We start from the raw sequence: 16,618 nt of genomic DNA, 5'->3' as shown, positions 1-16,618 counted from the left end.
CGGTGGCGCGGGCCGTGCCGACGCCCGCCTTGGCGGCCCGCAGGGCGGCGTGCGGCGCGTCGAGCCCCGACGCGGCCTCCTGCGCCACCGCCCGTGCCTCGTCGGCCGCCGCCCTGGCCTCCTCGACCGTGGCCTGCGCCGTGGCCAGCTCTTCCGCCAGCGCGGGATCGACGGCCGGCTCCTCCAGCCGCTGGGTCTCAAGGTCTTCCCTGGCCCGCCGCTCGCGATCGCCCGCGCCGGCCACGGCCTGCTGGATGCGCCCGATCTCCTCCTCGGCCGCCCTGGCCCGGCTGCGTACGGAGTCGACCTGGCCGCGCAGCCTGGCCAGCCCTTCCCTGCGGTCGGCGGCGGCCCTGGCGGCCAGCGCGAGCCGCCGTTCCTCGGCGTTCAGCTCGGCCTCGGCCTCGGCCCGCCGCTCGACGGACTCCTCCAGCAGCTCCTGCGCCTGCTCCAGCTCGGCCCTGAGGATCTGCTCCCGCTCACGGACCTCGGCCGCCTCGCGTTCGAGGTCTTCCGGGTCGCGCCCGCGGCGCTCGATGGCGGCGGCGTCGAGCGCGTGCCGGTGCCGCTCGGCGGCGAGCTGTTCCAGGCCGGTGATGCGCTCGCGCAGCGAGGAGAGCCGGAAGAAGGTCTCCTGGGCGGCCGCCAGGCGGGGCTGGGTCTCGGCCTCGGCGGCCTCCAGCGCCGTCTCGCGCTGCTGCGCCTCGGCCAGCTCGGTCTCGACCTGCTGCCGCCTGGCCGTGATCGCGGCCTCGTCGGCGGCCTCGCGTTCGAGGGTGGCGCGCAGGATGCACACGTCGTCGGCCAGCAGCCGGAGCCTGGCGTCACGCAGATCGGCCTGGATGACGGCGGCCTTGCGGGCGATCTCGGCCTGCCGGCCCAGCGGCTTGAGCTGGCGGCGCAGCTCGGTGGCGAGGTCTTGGACGCGGGTCAGGTTGGCCTGCATCGCGTCGAGCTTGCGCAGCGCCTTCTCCTTGCGCTTGCGGTGCTTGAGCACGCCCGCGGCCTCTTCGATGAACGCCCGCCGGTCTTCCGGCCCCGCGTGCAGCACGGCGTCGAGCTGGCCCTGACCGACGATCACGTGCATCTCGCGGCCGATGCCCGAGTCGGACAGCAGCTCCTGGATGTCGAGCAGGCGACAGGTGTCGCCGTTGATCGCGTATTCGCTCTGCCCCGACCGGAACATCAGCCGGCTGATCGTGACCTCGGTGTAGTCGATCGGCAGCGCGCCGTCGGTGTTGTCGATGGTCAGCGTGACCTCGGCGCGGCCGAGCGGGGGCCGGTTGGCCGTGCCCGCGAAGATCACGTCTTCCATCTTGCCGCCGCGCAGCGACTTGGCGCTGTGCTCACCCATCACCCAGGCCAGGGCGTCGACGACATTGGACTTGCCGGAGCCGTTGGGACCGACCACGCAGGTGATGCCCGGCTCGAAACGCAGGGCGGTCGCGGAGGCGAAGGACTTGAATCCGCGCAGGGTCAGGGTCTTCAAATACAAGCGCGACCCCTTTCTCTCCCTGAACGGCTTCGGAAAAGACTACTGGTCCGCACTGCCCCACGTGGGCATCTAACACGGGGACCACACTTGACCAGGTCTTTTGCCATTTCAGGGCAAATAACAAGGGACGCCTCGCCGAGACGTCCCTGGGTCTTGCGCTCCGATCACTCTCAGGTGAGTGCCGGCTCGCGCTCTTGCATGCGGCTTAGCGCCTCGTCGCGGGTTTGCGCCGCAAGAGCGTCATTGGTGGCCTGAAGTCGGATGAGTTCTGCCTCCAGATCCCGGATACGCTGCTGCAGGCGGCGCATCTCCGAGACCATTCGAGGGTCAGGACCGCCGACGTGGCCGAGTAGAGCCTTCGCCATGGTAAAGGGTCCTCCACGCTGAGTGACCAGACTGGTTCGCGCACTTCTTATTCCGCGGGAGGGGTGCGCGTGGTACTTAACAAGAGTCGCACCGGCAGTGTGGGCGGTCAAGTCGAACGAACCGCTGAGCCCTACTGATGGGCACTCCCGACATACAACTATACCCTATTTGGGCCGTTTAACGAAACCGGCTACCTCTCTACAAAACCACTCAAACTACCTCGGGCTTCGCTCCAGCGTTCCACTACTCCATCCACCCTGCCCGGCGTGTCGCAACCTCTGAGCAGTTCCAGCAGTTTGACGCACGCCTCACGCGAGCCCTCCGCGACCACTTCCACGCGGCCGTCGTCGGTGTTGCGCGCCCAACCCACCAGGCCGAGCTCCAGCGCGCGGACCCGCGTCCACCAGCGGAAACCTACCCCCTGCACGCGGCCACGCACCCATGCGGTCAATCGGGCGCCGGGTTCGTCGTCAGGCATCTCCCCTCCTCACGCCACCAGGGCCCGCGCCGCGGACGCCTGGGCGACCGCGGCCTCGTCGAACGCCCTGATCGCGGCGGTCTCCCGAGCCTTCACCCAGGTCAGGCCGAGGATCGAGGCGGGCAGCCCGGCCACGGGCACGAAGCTGACGTCGGGCCGGAGGTGCTGGTCCGCCGAGGGCGTACAGAAGAGCATGCCGCCCCGGTCGAGCGCCACCTGGGTCAGGCCCTCCTGGGTCGTGGCCACCTTACCGGCCTGGGGAATCGGATGTCCGGAAGGGGTCACGGAGGGTGCTATCCGCTCGTTCCAGGCGCGCGGGGCCGGGCCGTCCAGCCCGATCAGCGGTACGGAGGCCAGCTCCTCCACCCCGATGCCCGCCCGGCCCGCCAGCGGGTGGCGTACGGAGACGCCGAGCCGATAGGAGACGTGGTTCAGGCCAGGACCGGCGGCCAGGCCGGGCTCTTCCACCGGCAGCAGCGTGAACGCGATGTCGACCAGCCCGGCCCGCAGCTTGCCGAACGGATCGGAGAGCGCGATCTCCACCAGCTCGACCGCGCAGCCGGGGTGGCGGCGCTCGAAGGCGCGTACGCTGCCCGTCACGACATCGGTCGGCGTGGCCAGGAACCCGACCCTGATCACCCCCGTCACCTCCCGGGCCGCCGCCCTGGCCCGGCGTACGGCGTCGGCCATGCCGTCATACGACGGCCGCAGGTCGGCCAGGAAACGTTCGCCGAGGGGCGTGAGGCGCACCCGCCTGCTGCTGCGTTCGAACAGCCGCCCGCCGATCCGGTCCTCCAGCGCGCGCATGAGCTGGCTCACCCGGCCCGGCGACAGGTAGAGGCGCTCGGCCGTACGCGCGAAGTGCAGCTCCTCGCTGAGCACGAGGAAGCACTCCAGCTCCCTGAACTCCATCCCCGCCTCCGGCTCGATCGCTTAGTCCACCTAAAGCAAGCCTTCGGGCTTCGTCATTGTTCCCCCAACCGGCCCGGCAAGAGGCTGGGCGCCATGACCATGACTGACGTTCCCGGCGCCGTACGGGCGCGCTGGCTCGCCGTGACCTCGGTAGCGGTGGGCACCTTCACCATCGTGACCAGCGAGATGCTGCCCGTCAGCCTCCTGACCTCGATCGCCGCCGACCTCGGCGTCTCGGCGGGCACGGCCGGGCTGACCATGTCGGCCCCTGGCCTGGTCGCCGCGGTGTCCGCGCCCCTGCTTGCGGTGACCACCCGCCGCGTCGACCGGCGCATGATCCTGATCGGGCTGATGGCGCTGCTGGCGGTGGCCAACCTGGCGGGCGCGCTCGCGCCGAACCATCCGGTGATGCTGGCCGCCAGGGTGCTGACCGGGGTGAGCATCGGCGGGTTCTGGGCCTTCGCGGCGGGCCTCGGGCCCCGCCTGGTGCCCGAGCGCTCGGTCGGGCGGGCCACGTCGATCATCCTGGCCGGGGTGTCGGTGGCGTCGGTGCTGGGGGTGCCCGCGGCGACGTTCGTGTCGTCGTTCGCGGGGTGGCGCAGCGCCTTCGCCGCCGCGGGGGTGCTGGCGCTCGCCCTGCTGGCGTTGCTGGCCACGACGCTGCCGCCGTTGAGGCCGCCGGCCGAGCCTGGCACGCCCCGGACGCCCGACAAGCGCTCCTCGTGGCTCTCAGGGCCGCTCAAGCTCGTTCTCGTGCTGACCACCCTGACCATCTCCGGCCACTTCGCGGCCTACACCTACGTGCGCCCGTTCATGGAGCAGGTCTCGCACGCCGGCGCCGCGCTCGTCGGCACCGCCCTCCTGGTGTACGGCGCCGCGGGCGTGGTGGGCAACTTCACCGCCGGCGCGCAGGCGGCCAAGAGCCCGTGGCGCACGCTGGTCGTGCAGGTCGGGCTCATGACGGTGGCCATGGCGGCGCTGGTGCTGGTCGACCTGCCGCCCCTGGTCGCGCTCGTGGTGTGGGGGCTGGGCTACGGCGGCGTCGGGGTGACCCTGCAACTGTGGATCATGCGCGCGGGCGGCGGCGAACTGGGCACGGCGCTGTTCGTCGGCGCCTTCAACGTCTCCATCGCGCTCGGCGCGTTCGTCGGGGGCCGGATCACGGACGGCGTGTCGGTCTCCGCGGTGATGTGGGCGGGAGCCGGGCTCACGCTGGTCAGCGCGGCCGTCGCTGGCATCTGGGGCAGGAGTAGGACGACCGGTTCATGAACGCCTCCCGCCTGATCGCCGTGCCGCAGCGGGAGCAGGGCAGGTCGCGGCGGCCGTACACCTCCAGCGAGCGCTCGAAGTATCCGCTCTCGCCGTTGACGTCGACGTACAGGCTGTCGAACGACGTGCCGCCCTGCTCCAGCGCCGCGCCCATGACCGTGCGTACGGCGGTGAGCAGCTCGGCGACCTTGGGCCCGGTGAGCGTCTGGGTGGCGCGGGCCCAGTGGAGCCGGGCGATCCAGAGGGCCTCGTCGGCGTAGATGTTGCCGACGCCGCTGATCAGCGACTGGTCGAGGAGGGCCCGCTTGATCTCGGTGTGCCTGGCCCTGAGCCTGCGGGTGAACTCGGCCTCGTCGAACACCGCCTCGAACGGGTCGGGCGCGATGTGCGCGATCGGCTCGGGCACGCCCGCCACCAGCGGGCTGAGCATGACGTGGCCGAACGTGCGCTGGTCGACGAAGCGCAGGTCGGGGCCGCCGTCCTCGAAGCGCAGGCGTACCCGCAGGTGCTTTTCCAACGGCGAGTCGGGGGCGACCACGAGAAGCTGGCCGCTCATCCCCAGATGGGCCAGGAGCGCCTCGTCGCCGTCCGACAGCGGGAGCCACAGGTATTTGCCGCGGCGCTCGGCGGACAGCACGGCGCGGCCCTTCAGCCGGGCGGCGAACTCGTCGGCGCCGGGCGCGTGCCGCCTGGTCGCGCGGGGGTGCAGCACCTCCGCGGCGGCGATCTCGCGCCCGACCACCCACTGCGCGAGACCACGCCTGACGACCTCGACCTCCGGCAACTCAGGCACCTGGGACCTCGCCCTCCGAACGCTGGGGAAACCTCAATCTCACCCTCCGGACAACACCCGGCACCCTGCGGCCCCTTCCCTGACCGCGTCCTTGCGGGTGCGGGCCGTCCTCGCGGGCGCGGGCCGGGGAGCGGGGGTGGACCGGGGAGCGGGGGTGGGTCAGCCCGCGGGCTGGCTCTCGCGCTGCTCGCGGCGGGCGCGGATGCGGGTCCAGGCCGCCTCGGCCGCCTGCTGCTCGGCCTCTTTCTTGCTGCGCCCGGTGCCCGAGCCGTACGACTCGCCGCCGACCCGCACCACGGCCGTGAACGACTTGGCGTGGTCGGGCCCGCTCTCCTCGACGTGGTATTCGGGCACCCCGAGCGCCTCGGAGGCGGTCAGCTCCTGCAGCGAGGTCTTCCAGTCGAGCCCGGCGCCCAGCGAGGCCGAGCGCACGATCAGCGGGTCGAACAGCAGGTGCACCACCCGGAACGCCTCGTCGAGCCCCTTGTCGACGTAGACCGCGCCGATCAGCGCCTCTAGCGTGTCGGCCAGGATGGAGGACTTGTCGCGCCCCCCGGTGCCCTCCTCGCCCCGGCCGAGCCGCAGGAACCGGCCCAGCCCCAGGCCCCTGGCCACGTCGGCCAGGGCCCGCATGTTGACCACCGCGGCACGCAGCTTCGCGAGCTGGCCCTCGGGCAGGTCGGGGTGGTTGCGGTAGAGGGTGTCGGTGACGACGAGGCCCAGCACCGAGTCGCCCAGGAACTCCAGGCGCTCGTTGGTGGGCAGGCCGCCGTTCTCGTACGCGTAGGAGCGGTGCGTCAGCGCCCGCTCGAGAATGTCGGGGTCCAGGCCGACCGACAGGACCCGCTCCAACTCGTCTTTGGCGACCTCGACGGCCACCGGCTTGGGACCTGTGCCCACGTGCTTTCCTCCTCGGACATCTTCACAAGGCGCGTCGGCTGCGCTTGATGCCCGAAAACGTGGTGGGCGTCGGGGTAACGCGTTAGCCCCGGCGTCCACCACGGCCGCGGGCCAACCACCGCCGCACGTATCTGAGACGGTAACGCCGACCGAGGCACGATCGCACCCGGTCGGCATCACGTCAACTGCTGACGGGCAGACCCGCCGTGGCCACCGCGGAGCGGCCGAGCGGGCTCCCGCCAGAGGATCAGGCGGACGGCTCGATGACCTGTCGGCGGTTGTAGGTGCCGCAGGTCGGGCACGCGATGTGCGGCTGCTTGGGCGAACGGCACTGCGGGCAGCTCACCAGGGCGACAGCAGTCGTCTTCCACTGGGAGCGACGGGCGCGGGTGTTGCTCCGCGACATCTTTCGCTTCGGGACGGCCACGTCACTTCTCCTGATCGTTATCTTTGTCGGTAATCAGACCTTGCAACGACGCCCAGCGGGCGTCGATCTTCTCGTGCCGGTGATCGCCTCCGGCCTCGGCCAGCTTGATCCCGCACTCCGTGCAGAGCCCCGCGCAGTCTTCACGGCAGACGGGGCTCAGCGGCAGTGCGAGCACCACCGCGTCGCGGAACGTCGGCTCGAGGTCGAACAGCTCACCGTCGAGCAGTGAATCCTCCTCCGAGGCGTCCTCGTCGGAGTAGAAGAACAGCTCCTGCAGGTCGACCTCGATCTCCGAGGTGACCGGGTCGAGACACCGCGCGCACTCCCCGGCGAGCGGGGCCTGCGCCGTGCCTGACACGAGCACGCCTTCCATCACTGACTCGAGCCGGAGGTCCAGCTCGACTTCGGCGTCTTTGGGGACGCCGATCATGTCGACGCCGAGGTCTGCCGGTGCCGGGACGGTCAGGCTCATCTGCCGCATCGTGCCCGGCCGCCTTCCCAGGTCATGAGTGGAGATGACCCAAGGGGAGCGGGGGTCGAGGTGCTGAGTCATCCTGCTCTCGCTAGGCATGGCGAAACAAACGCCGTCGTACAAGGCCGAAATGAAAGGATAGCAGGTCGCGCTCAGCCCCTGAGCCGCTCGATGAGCAGCTTGTGCACAAGATCAGGTACGAGACCCGAGACGTCCCCACCATACCGGGCGATCTCCTTCACCCTGGAGGAGGACAGGAACGAATATTCCGGATTGGTGGGCATGAACAGCGTCTCGACCCCCGACAGGCGGTAGTTGAGCTGAGCCATCTGCAGCTCGTAGTCGAAGTCGCTGACGACCCTGATGCCCTTGACGATGGCGGGGATGTCGTTGTTCCTGCAGAAATCGACCAGCAACCCATGGAATTTCCGCACTTTGACGTTGGGAAGCTCCTTGGTCACGGTTTGCAGCATCTCGATTCGTTCGTCCACCGTGAACAGGCTGCTTTTCTCGACGTTGATGAGGACTGCCACGGTCACCTCGTCGTACAGCCGTGCGGAGCGGCCGATGATGTCGAGATGGCCATTGGTGATGGGGTCGAACGACCCCGGGCAGACTACGCGGCGCAAGACGCCTCCCAGGTCTACGGGTTCCCAGCGGCGCGACCGTACCAAACGGACGCTTCGCCATAACGACGGACCCTCTCCTCAACGTAACCTTCCGGCCACATCAACGGCTTTCCCCTGCTTTCCCTCTCGAACGCCACCAATCCCTCATCAACCAGCCAGCCGTTGTCGCGCAGCAGTTCCAGCACCACCCGCACCTCCTCGTCGGACACCGCGTAGGGCGGGTCGGCGAAGACGATGTCGTACGCCTCGCCGGGAGGTTTCCCGAGCCACCGCTCCACCTTGTCGGCCACCACGAGGGCGCCGTCGAGGCCGAGCGACTGCACGTTGGCCTTGATCGTGCGCACCGCCCTGGGGTCGGACTCGACCAGCACCGCCTCGGCCGCCCCGCGCGACAGCGCCTCCAGGCCGATCGCGCCGGAGCCCGCGTAGAGGTCGAGGAAGCGGGCGGCGCGCAGGCCGTACAGGGAGTCGAGGGTCAAGAAGATGCCTTCTCGGGCCCTGTCGCTGGTCGGCCTCGTCCCGCGCCCGGGCGGGACCGCCAGGCGCCGCCCACCCGCTGTGCCTGCGATGATCCGCGTCATGTGACCCATTCTTCCGCATGTTCATGCAGGTCAAGAGTGGACAAGTGTCTGCCTCGACTGCGCAAGGGTGATTCACATCGGCGGTGTGGGCCCGCATGATGAGTCTGCGGCCTTCGAGGTGACCCACACGAAGGCCGACCGGCGTGATCGTGAGCCCTTCCGCACGCCGGTTCCCTCGGCACCTGACCCGAGGGTGGGCCCAGCCGGGGACGGCATTCGGGGGGAGGCCGTCCCCGCGGCTGGGTTTTTTTCTCTTTCCCGGCCCCACCGCACACGCCGTGCGGGCGTACCGAAGCCCGGCAGGGCGCACCGGCCGATCGGGCCATGCGGGTCAGGTCTTCTCCAGGTATTCGGCTCGTTCGTCGGCCACCAGCCGGTCGATCTCCGCCCGCAGGCCCGAGTGGCCGGTCAGCTCGGGGTCCTGCGCGAGGAGCGCGGCGGCCTCGTCGCGGGCGACGGCGATCACGTCTTCGTCGCGCAGCAGTTGCAGCAGCTTCAGCGAGGAGCGCTTCCCCGACTGCGCCGCCCCCAGGACGTCGCCCTCCCGCCGCTGCTCCAGGTCGACCCGCGACAGCTCGAACCCGTCGAGCGTGGCGGCCACCGCGTCGAGGCGGGCCCGCGCCGGGGTGCCCTCGGGGAAGTCGGAGACCAGCAGGCACAGACCGGGCAGGCCGCCCCGGCCCACGCGGCCCCGGAGCTGGTGGAGCTGGGAGACGCCGAAGCGGTCGGCGTCCATGATGATCATGACGGAGGAGTTGGGCACGTCGACGCCCACCTCGATGACGGTCGTGGCGACCAGCACGTCGAGCTCGCCCCGCGTGAAGGAGCGCATGATCGCGTCTTTCTCCTCCGGGGGCAGCTTGCCGTGCAGCGTGGCCACCCGCAGGTCGTGGAAGGGCCCCTGGGTCAGCAGCTCGGCCACGTCGAGGACCGCGAGCGGCGGCCGGCGCTCGTCGTCGCCGCTCGCCGCCAGATCGCCCTCGTCGCCCTCCAGGTCGCCGATGCGGGGACACACGATGTACGCCTGCCGCCCCAGCGCCACCTCCTCCCGCACCCGCTGCCAGGTGCGCTCCAGGAAGTGGGGCTTCTCGGCGGCCGGCACCACGTGGGTGGTGATCGGGGCACGCCCCGAGGGAAGCTGCGAGAGCGTCGAGACCTCGAGGTCGCCGAAGACCGTCATGGCCACCGTACGGGGAATCGGGGTCGCGGTCATGACCAGGACGTGCGGACGCCCGCCACCCCCCTTCTCGCGCAGCGCGTCGCGCTGCTCCACCCCGAACCGGTGCTGCTCGTCGACCACCACCAGCCCCAGATCGGCGAACTGGACGTGCTCCTGCAACAGCGCGTGGGTGCCCACGACGATGCCCGCGGTGCCCGAGGCCGCGTCGAGCAGCGCCACGCGACGGGCGGCGGCGCCCATCGAGCCGGTCAGCAACGTGACCGCCGTGCCCCCGAACATGCCCCCCTGCGCCAGATCGCCCAGCATGCCGCTGATCGAACGGTGGTGCTGCTGGGCCAGCACCTCGGTGGGCGCCAGCAGCGCGGCCTGCCCCCCGGCGTCGACCACCTGGAGCATGGCCCGCAGCGCCACCACCGTCTTGCCCGCGCCGACCTCACCCTGGAGCAGCCGGTGCATGGGGTGCTCGCGCGCCAGGTCGGCGGCGATCTCCTCGCCCACCTCGGCCTGCCCCTCGGTCAGCGAGAACGGCAGCCGCGCGTCGAAGTCGGCCAGCATCCCCTCGGAGCGCCTGGGCCGCGCCTTGGCCGGCCAGGCGGTGGCCGCCTGGCGCCGCTGGAGCAGCACGGCCTGCAGCACGAACGCCTCGTCGAACTTCAGCCGCTTGCGCGCCCGCCCCACGTCGGCGAAGTCTTTCGGCCGGTGGATGGCCACCAGCGCCTCACCGAGATCCTGCAGCCCGTGGCGGGCCCGCAGCGCGGCGGGCAGCGAGTCGTCGAGCGGGCCGAGCGTGTCGAGCACGACGCCGACCGCTCGCCTGATCGCCCACGGGGTGAGGTCTTTGCCCGCCGGGTAGATCGGCACCGGCGCCGCCGCGAACTCCTCGGCGCTGGCCTCGCTCTCCTCGAACAGCTCGAACTCGGGGTGGGCGAGCTGCCAGCGCGGACTCGTGCGCGCCCCGAACAGCCCCACCTTCCCGGCGAACATCCCCCGCCGCCCCGGCTTGAGCCGCGACTCGGCCATGTGGGAGCCCTTGCCGAAGAACGACAGGTAGAGCTTGTTGCCGTTGCCGTCGACGACCTCGACCTCCAGCCAGGTGCCGCCCCGGTTGCGCATGGGTTTGCGCATGAGCCTGGTCACCTCGCCGGCCACGGTGACGTGCTCGTCGACCTCCAGCGCGTCGAGCGAGGTCAGCTCGCCGCGCTCGGCGTAGCGCCGTGGATAGTGGCGCAGCAGGTCGCCGACCGTCTCCAGGCCGAGCACGCTGTGCAGCAGCTTGGCGGTCTTCGGGTCGAGCGCCTTCGTCAGAGGCTCGTCGAAACGGCTCACGGCATTAAGTTCTACCGCTTGGGGCCGACAGGAATCCTCCGACGGGGCCGGGATCGCGGGTCACTCGACGCCGATGAGGAGCGGGTAGCCGCCCTGCTCGCCGTCGTACACGATCAGGTCCACGTCAGGACGCGTACGCGCGAGGTGCTCCGCCACCCGGCCCGGCAGCCCGTCCGGCGCGTGGGCGCCCGTGACCAGCGTGACCAGTTCGCCGCCGCCCGCCACCATCCGCTCCACCACCAGGACGGCCACCTCCTCGACCGAGCCGCCGATCACCGCCACGTCGCCGTCGATCATGCCGAGCACGTCGCCGGGACGGCACACCCCGGCGCTCGTGAACGCCTGCCTGTCAGCCACCGTCACGTGCCCGTAGCGCGTGTGCCCGGCCGCGTCGGTCATCGCCACCACGTCGTCGTCGAAGCGGCGCAGCGGATCGTGCACGGCCAGCGCGGACAGTCCCTGCACGGTCGCCTCGGTGGGCAGCACGCTGACCGTGACGCCGTCCTCACGGGCGATCTCCGCCGCCGCGGCGGCGACCGAGCGTACGCCCTCGTCGTTCGGCAGCACCGCGACCTCGCTGCCCGCCTGCCTGATCGCGGCCAGCAGGGCGGGGAGCGTGGGACGGGTGCCGGGCGCGCGCCGCACCACGACCGCGCCGCACTCCTCGAACAGCGCCGCGATGCCGTCGCCCGCCGCGACGGCCACGACGCCCCGTCCCGCGCTGCCACGGTGGGTGCGGGCGGCCCGCCCTCACCCCTGCCTCGACGGCGGGCCCCGCCTCGTCCACGTGCACGTGGACGTTCCACAGGCCGTCACCGCCGATCACGACCAGCGAGTCGCCCATGGCGTCGAGCTCCTCCCGCAGCCCGGCCACGGCGCGGTCGTCGGCGTCCAGCAGGTACATCACCTCGTAGCCCGCCCCGACCTCGGTCAGCGGCGACACCCGCGCGGTGGGCCCAGGCACCTCGTAACGGCCTGCGGAGGTGCCGCTGATCACGGTGGCCAGGGTCTCCAGCACGATCGCCGCTCCGGCGCCGCCCGCGTCCACGACGCCGCTGCGGGCCAGCACCTCGAGCTGGGCGGGCGTACGCCGTAACGCGGCCCGCGCCTCCCCCGCCGCCTGCCGCGCCACCTCGGGCAGGTCCGCGTCGACCCCCTGGACCGCCCGCGCCGCCGACTCCAGCACGCTCAGCACCGTGCCCTCGACCGGCCTGGCCACCGCCTCTCTGGCCAGCACCGCCGCCCTCAGCAGCCCGGCCCGCAGGTCGGGGCCGTCCTTCAGGACCTCGGCCAGGCCGCGCAGGGCCTGGCTGACGATCACCCCCGAGTTGCCGCGCGCCCCCACCAGCGCCCCGTACGAGAGCGTCTGCCACACCACGGACGCGTCCACGTCGTCGGGCAGCGACTCGACCGCCTCGGCCGCGGACAGCATGGTCAGGTGCAGGTTGGTGCCGGTGTCGCCGTCGGCGACCGGGAACACGTTGATCGCGTCGATCTCGGTCTTGGCCTCGCCCAACGCGTCGGCGGCCAGGCGGGCCCAGCGGCGTACCGCGGGCGGGTCGAGGATCTTCATCTGCGCCCTCCGGCTTTCGTCCCCGACCCGACGGCCCCGGCCGCGCTATCCAGGTCGACCTTCCGGCCGGTCCGGATGCGCTACCGTTGTGCGAGGAGAATATCGCCGCCCGAGGCCCGGTCCAGATGTTCTGGTTCGCGCCTATCGGCGTGGATCGGATATCCTCGTGTGGCTGGCCGGTTGTCCCGGCATGCCCTCCGCCCGGTAAGCATCAGCGGACAGGGCTACATCGACTGTTTTAAGGAGCGATACCGTGGCTTCCGTCTGCGATGTCTGCCGCAAGGGGCCGACCTTCGGCAACAACGTGTCCCACTCCCACCGCCGCACCCGCCGTCGTTGGAACCCCAACATCCAGACGGTTCGCGCGGTCGTCAACGGCACGCCGAAGAAGCTGAACGTGTGCACCTCGTGCATCAAGGCGGGCAAGGTCACCCGCTAGTCCGCGTCTTTCGCACGAAGGCCCGCCTCCTGTCGAGGGAGCAGCGGGCCTTTGTCGTGCCCGGAGGACGACTCCGGTCCCGGACGTCCCTCGGGGCACGACACTCCGGCGGAGGCCCCTTCGGGGATCGCGCCGGCCGCAGTGGTGGGCGGTCGGGTGGGTCAGCGCCAGCGCAAGGCGCGGTCGGGTGAGGTCAGCGCCAGCGCCAGGCGTGGTCGACAGGGCCGATGCCGTCGCCCAGCGGGAAGCCCCGTGCGATCGCGCCCGTCACGTACTCCTTGGCCCTGGCCACCGCCTCCGGCACGTCGTCGCCCAGCGCGAGGCGGGAGGCGATGGCCGAGGCCAGCGTGCAGCCGGTGCCGTGGGTGTGCCGGTTGTCGAGGCGCTCGGCGGCGAAGCGGTACTCGCTGACGCCGTCGGTGAGCAGGTCGACCGGCGGGCCTGGCAGATGGCCGCCCTTGATCAGCGCCCACCTCGGCCCCAGCGCCAGTACGGCGTCCGCGGCCCGCCGCAGGTCGTCCTCCCCCTCGACCTTCACGGAGGTGAGCTGCTCCACCTCCCACAGGTTGGGGGTCACCACGGTGGCCACGGGCAGCAGACGGGTGCGTACGGTCTCGACCGCCTCGGGCGCGAGCAGCGGGTCACCGTGCTTGGACACCCCGACCGGGTCCACGACCAGCGGCGCCGGGTACGAGCCCAGCACCTCGGCCACCGTCTCCACCAGTACGGGCGAGGCCAGCATGCCGGTCTTCACCGCCTGCGCCCCGATGTCGCCGAGCACCGAGTCGAGCTGGGCGCGTACGGCCTCGGGCGGCAGCTCCCAGTAGCCCTGGACGCCCAGCGAGTTCTGGGCCGTCACGGCGGCGACGACGCTCATGCCGTGGACGCCCATGGCCAGCATGGTCTTCAGGTCGGCCTGGATGCCCGCGCCGCCGCCCGAGTCGGAGCCGGCGACCGTCAGCACGCGTGGAGGGGTCGATTCCGTCATGTCCCCCATCCAACCACTCAGCTAACGGCGCACTCCCCGGCGACCAGCCCGCAGTTCTGGGCCTTGGAGCCCCGGCCCGTGGCCGTGAACGAGACCTTGACGGACTCCCCGGCCGCCAGCGACGCCGGCAGGTCGAGGATCAGCAGGTCGCCGTCCTGTGTCCAGCCGGCGCCGTCCACGTCCACGACCCTGCCGTCCACCGGGACGGAGATCGTGGGAGCCTGGAGGGTCTGCGCCGAGGTGTTGGACAGCGTCATATCGGCCTTGTACGTCGTCAGCCGCTGCTGGATCGACTGCCTGACGTTGACCGAGCCACCGCCGGAGCCGAACGTCCCCGCGCTCTCGGTGGGCACGGAGCTCGCGGAAGGCTGTCCGCCGGTGTCGGTGTCGTCCAGCGTCGAGGGCTCCGGCGTCGGCGTCGGCGTCGCGGTCTCGTCGACCGGCTCCTCCGTCGGCTCCTCGGTGGGCTCGGCGGACTTCTTCTCCTTGGTCCTGCTGGGCGTCGGCGTCGGCGAGGTCGTACGGCGCGGGGCGCGGGCGTTGTAGGAGACCGTGGGCGTCGGGGTCTCGGCGGGCTCGGTCTCCGCGACCTCCTCCGTCGGCTCCTCCTCGATCGGGGGCTCGGTCTCCTCCACGACGGGGTCGGGAGCCGCCGGGGCCCGCTGGCTGCCGGTGGCCTGTACGGCCGCGCAGGTCGCGCCCTCGCACTTGCCCGACTCGCCCGCGGTGCTCATGAACTTGACGCCCGCCACGGTGCCGCCGAGCACGACGGCCACGGCGGCGACGGAGAGCAGCGCAACCCGGGCCTTGCCTGGTCCGGCGGTGGCGCCGAGCAGGTCGTCGCCGCCGCGCCCTGACCTGCGCCGGCCGCGTCGGCCACGGGGCTCGTCCGGTTCCCCCATGCCTGAGCCGTCGGACCAGTCGGATCCGAGGAAGCTCGTCTCGGTGTTGGCCCAGGCGGGGGTCATCGCGGCGGTGGGCTCGCCGGCCACCTTGACGTCGCCCGGCTCGGGCGGGCCACCGTAGGCGCCGCCGGGGCCAGGGGGAGAGTCGAACCTCGCGGTACGCCCGGCGGGGTCGTCGTCGAACGAGTCGAAGAAGGCGGTCCGGTCGGCGGGCCCGTCAAACGGCCCGTCGAACGGCCCAGGACGGTCATGCGGCTGGTCATAGCCGCCCGGCCGGTCGAAGGGGCCCGGCTGCCCGGGGCCCGGCATCCCGCCCTGTCCGCCGAACACGGCCGTCTGCCCGGGGTCACCGTACGGGCCCGCGGGAGGCTGGTCCCACTCCGGCGGACGCGCGAAGGCCCCCGTCGTCTCGAACGGCCCGGCGTCCATGGGCTCAGGAGGGGGCGGGAAGGCGCCCGCGGGACCGTCGGCGGGCGGGAACCCTCTGGCGGGGTCGCCGGCCGGAGGAAAGCCGCCGGCAGGGTCGGCAGGCAACGCGAAGGCCCCGGTGGTCTCGAACGGCTCCGACTGCTGGGCGCGCGGAGGCTGCCCGTCGGCACGCTGCGGCATGGGGGCCCACTGGCCCGTCACCTCGGGCCGGTCCGGCAACGAGGGCCAGCCCGGCGGCTCGGCCTGCTCGTCAGGACCCCAGAATGCGCTGCTGTTCCCCCGTTCGTCCCCGTCGTCGGATCCACCTGTGCCGTGGCGGCCCATGGCTGCCCTTTCTGCCGGTTACAGTGGCCGCCAATCTTCATAACACCTTTACTACGCCGCTGTCACAGCAATCCCGCTAGTGATACCCCAAAACGGGAAAATTTCACGTAAATCGGGACATCTCATCACCGAAAGTGATCCCATCCGCGACGCCCGATTTCTCGCCCATACACCAGGACGCCCTCCCCCTCGACCACCCGGCCCACGACCTGCCACGACGCCGGCAGCCGTACGTCCGGAGGGAACGTCGCCGCCAAGGCGTGATCCTCGCCACCCGACAGCACCCACTCCAGCGGATCGGCCCCCAGCTCCTTGGCCGCCGCCGCCACCGGCTCCGCCACCGTGAACGCCCGGGGATCGAGCTCGACGCGTACGCCCGCGGCCTCGGCGATGTGGCCCACGTCCTGGAGGAAGCCGTCGCTGACGTCCAGCATCGCGCTCGCGCCCAGCTCGGCCGCCAGGGGCCCCATCGCGTACGGAGGACACGGCCTGCGGTGCCCGGCCACCGCCTCCCGCAGGGCGGGCGAGTCCACCGGCACGCCCGCCTCCAGCAGGGCCCATCCGGCGGCGGCGTAACCGAGCCGGCCTGTCACCGCCACCACGTGCCCCGGCCTGGCTCCCGACCTGGTCACGGGAGCCCGCCCACCCAGGTCGCCCAGCGCGGTCACGCCGATGACGACCAGGTCGCAGCGGGTGACGTCGCCGCCCGCCACGCTCGCCCCCACGGTCGCGCACTCGTCCACGAAGCCGTCGGTCAGCTCGTCGAGCCAGGTCAGGGGCAGGTCGGCGGGGATGCCGAGCCCGACCACGATGGACGTCGGCGTCGCGCCCATGGCGGCCACGTCGGACAGGTTCTGGGCGGCGGCCTTGCGGCCCACGTCGTAGCCGCTGGACCAGTCGCGGCGGAAGTGCCTGCCCTCGATCAGCACATCCGTCGAGACCACCACACGCCCGTCGGGCGCGCTGAGCACGGCGGCGTCGTCACCCGGGCCGAGCATTACCGCCGCGCCCTGGGGCAGACGTCCGGTAATACGAGTTACCACACCGAATTCGCCGAGATCTCCGACTGTGATGACGCACCTCCTGACGCACACAGGGTACGGTGGCCCTTCGGCGTGATCGAATCGCCCGG

17 protein-coding genes and 1 pseudogene are annotated in these 16,618 nt (G+C 71.7%); 2 read left to right on the top strand and 16 right to left on the bottom strand.

Features of this window, described 5'->3' with window-relative positions:
• The 4 genes from ABD844_RS25000 to ABD844_RS24985 all read right to left on the bottom strand — a co-directional run.
• Window positions 1-1,495, bottom strand: a 1,495-nt coding sequence (locus tag ABD844_RS25000; protein WP_344882553.1) for a chromosome segregation SMC family protein, incomplete at its 3' end; no start/stop codon positions are given.
• Between the two features lie 170 nt (window positions 1,496-1,665).
• On the bottom strand, window positions 1,666-1,860 hold the full coding sequence (locus ABD844_RS24995; protein ID WP_090938435.1) for a hypothetical protein: 195 nt from the start codon (window positions 1,858-1,860) through the stop codon (window positions 1,666-1,668).
• Between the two features lie 191 nt (window positions 1,861-2,051).
• The gene (locus ABD844_RS24990; protein ID WP_344882550.1) at window positions 2,052-2,339 is read right to left on the bottom strand and encodes an acylphosphatase; all 288 of its coding nucleotides are present in this window, start codon (window positions 2,337-2,339) and stop codon (window positions 2,052-2,054) included.
• Between the two features lie 9 nt (window positions 2,340-2,348).
• The gene (locus ABD844_RS24985) at window positions 2,349-3,251 is read right to left on the bottom strand and encodes a LysR family transcriptional regulator (RefSeq protein WP_344882547.1); all 903 of its coding nucleotides are present in this window, start codon (window positions 3,249-3,251) and stop codon (window positions 2,349-2,351) included.
• A 93-nt stretch (window positions 3,252-3,344) separates the two neighbouring features.
• On the opposite strand from ABD844_RS24985, the gene ABD844_RS24980 reads away from it, so the two are divergent.
• Window positions 3,345-4,520, top strand: coding sequence for an MFS transporter (locus ABD844_RS24980; protein ID WP_344882544.1), 1,176 nt, complete (start codon window positions 3,345-3,347; stop codon window positions 4,518-4,520).
• Here ABD844_RS24980 and mutM read toward each other — a convergent pair.
• The 9 genes and pseudogenes from mutM to ABD844_RS24935 form a co-directional block, all read right to left on the bottom strand.
• A complete protein-coding gene (mutM, locus tag ABD844_RS24975) occupies window positions 4,468-5,313 on the bottom strand; it encodes a bifunctional DNA-formamidopyrimidine glycosylase/DNA-(apurinic or apyrimidinic site) lyase (RefSeq protein WP_344882541.1) in 846 nt (281 codons plus the stop codon). The two genes, ABD844_RS24980 and mutM, sit on opposite strands and share 53 nt — an antisense overlap.
• A 159-nt stretch (window positions 5,314-5,472) precedes the next feature.
• Window positions 5,473-6,213 (bottom strand): ribonuclease III, encoded by a 741-nt coding sequence (gene rnc, locus ABD844_RS24970; protein ID WP_425568642.1) that lies wholly within the window; start codon window positions 6,211-6,213, stop codon window positions 5,473-5,475.
• A gap of 247 nt (window positions 6,214-6,460) precedes the next feature.
• Window positions 6,461-6,640 carry a 50S ribosomal protein L32 gene (gene rpmF / locus ABD844_RS24965; protein WP_033409409.1) on the bottom strand — a complete coding sequence of 60 codons (180 nt, stop codon included), beginning with the start codon at window positions 6,638-6,640 and terminating at the stop codon, window positions 6,461-6,463.
• Window position 6,641: 1 nt separating this feature from the next.
• On the bottom strand, window positions 6,642-7,211 hold the full coding sequence (locus ABD844_RS24960) for a YceD family protein (protein WP_425568641.1): 570 nt from the start codon (window positions 7,209-7,211) through the stop codon (window positions 6,642-6,644).
• Between the two features lie 53 nt (window positions 7,212-7,264).
• Window positions 7,265-7,741 carry a pantetheine-phosphate adenylyltransferase gene (gene coaD / locus ABD844_RS24955; protein WP_344882534.1) on the bottom strand — a complete coding sequence of 159 codons (477 nt, stop codon included), beginning with the start codon at window positions 7,739-7,741 and terminating at the stop codon, window positions 7,265-7,267.
• Window positions 7,742-7,755: 14 nt separating this feature from the next.
• A complete protein-coding gene (gene rsmD, locus ABD844_RS24950; RefSeq protein WP_344882532.1) occupies window positions 7,756-8,322 on the bottom strand; it encodes a 16S rRNA (guanine(966)-N(2))-methyltransferase RsmD in 567 nt (188 codons plus the stop codon).
• Window positions 8,323-8,653: 331 nt separating this feature from the next.
• Window positions 8,654-10,828 (bottom strand): ATP-dependent DNA helicase RecG, encoded by a 2,175-nt coding sequence (gene recG / locus ABD844_RS24945; RefSeq protein ID WP_344882529.1) that lies wholly within the window; start codon window positions 10,826-10,828, stop codon window positions 8,654-8,656.
• A gap of 60 nt (window positions 10,829-10,888) precedes the next feature.
• A complete protein-coding gene (locus ABD844_RS24940; protein ID WP_344882526.1) occupies window positions 10,889-11,533 on the bottom strand; it encodes a hypothetical protein in 645 nt (214 codons plus the stop codon).
• Window positions 11,534-11,621: 88 nt separating this feature from the next.
• Window positions 11,622-12,260 (bottom strand): annotated as a pseudogene (locus tag ABD844_RS24935) (DAK2 domain-containing protein); the annotation flags it as partial.
• Between the two features lie 394 nt (window positions 12,261-12,654).
• On the opposite strand from ABD844_RS24935, the gene rpmB reads away from it, so the two are divergent.
• Entirely contained in the window at window positions 12,655-12,840 is a 186-nt protein-coding gene (gene rpmB, locus ABD844_RS24930) for a 50S ribosomal protein L28 (protein ID WP_344882523.1), read from the top strand.
• A gap of 193 nt (window positions 12,841-13,033) precedes the next feature.
• Here rpmB and thiD read toward each other — a convergent pair whose 3' ends face one another.
• From thiD to ABD844_RS24915, 3 genes are all read right to left on the bottom strand, one after another.
• Window positions 13,034-13,837 carry a bifunctional hydroxymethylpyrimidine kinase/phosphomethylpyrimidine kinase gene (thiD, locus tag ABD844_RS24925; protein ID WP_344882520.1) on the bottom strand — a complete coding sequence of 268 codons (804 nt, stop codon included), beginning with the start codon at window positions 13,835-13,837 and terminating at the stop codon, window positions 13,034-13,036.
• 8 nt (window positions 13,838-13,845) lie between these two features.
• Entirely contained in the window at window positions 13,846-15,486 is a 1,641-nt protein-coding gene (locus ABD844_RS24920; RefSeq protein WP_344882517.1) for a hypothetical protein, read from the bottom strand.
• A gap of 125 nt (window positions 15,487-15,611) precedes the next feature.
• The gene (locus tag ABD844_RS24915) at window positions 15,612-16,559 is read right to left on the bottom strand and encodes a thiamine-phosphate kinase (protein WP_425568644.1); all 948 of its coding nucleotides are present in this window, start codon (window positions 16,557-16,559) and stop codon (window positions 15,612-15,614) included.
• Window positions 16,560-16,618 lie beyond the last annotated feature (59 nt).

This window comes from Nonomuraea antimicrobica, assembly GCF_039536965.1.
Lineage (GTDB): Bacteria > Actinomycetota > Actinomycetes > Streptosporangiales > Streptosporangiaceae > Nonomuraea > Nonomuraea antimicrobica.
This window is presented reverse-complemented; position numbering and strand designations above follow the sequence as displayed.

Excerpts from the sequence above, each read along its gene's own strand:
- ABD844_RS24995 (WP_090938435.1), bottom strand. The coding sequence starts at position 1,860 with ATGGCGAAGGCTCTACTCGGCCACGTCGGCGGTCCTGACCCTCGAATG.
- ABD844_RS24920 (WP_344882517.1), bottom strand. The coding sequence starts at position 15,486 with ATGGGCCGCCACGGCACAGGTGGATCCGACGACGGGGACGAACGGGGG.
- ABD844_RS24985 (WP_344882547.1), bottom strand. The coding sequence starts at position 3,251 with ATGGAGTTCAGGGAGCTGGAGTGCTTCCTCGTGCTCAGCGAGGAGCTG.
- ABD844_RS24960 (WP_425568641.1), bottom strand. The coding sequence starts at position 7,211 with ATGCCTAGCGAGAGCAGGATGACTCAGCACCTCGACCCCCGCTCCCCT.
- rsmD (WP_344882532.1), bottom strand. The coding sequence starts at position 8,322 with ATGACGCGGATCATCGCAGGCACAGCGGGTGGGCGGCGCCTGGCGGTC.
- thiD (WP_344882520.1), bottom strand. The coding sequence starts at position 13,837 with ATGGGGGACATGACGGAATCGACCCCTCCACGCGTGCTGACGGTCGCC.
- ABD844_RS24990 (WP_344882550.1), bottom strand. The coding sequence starts at position 2,339 with ATGCCTGACGACGAACCCGGCGCCCGATTGACCGCATGGGTGCGTGGC.
- ABD844_RS24980 (WP_344882544.1), top strand. The coding sequence starts at position 3,345 with ATGACCATGACTGACGTTCCCGGCGCCGTACGGGCGCGCTGGCTCGCC.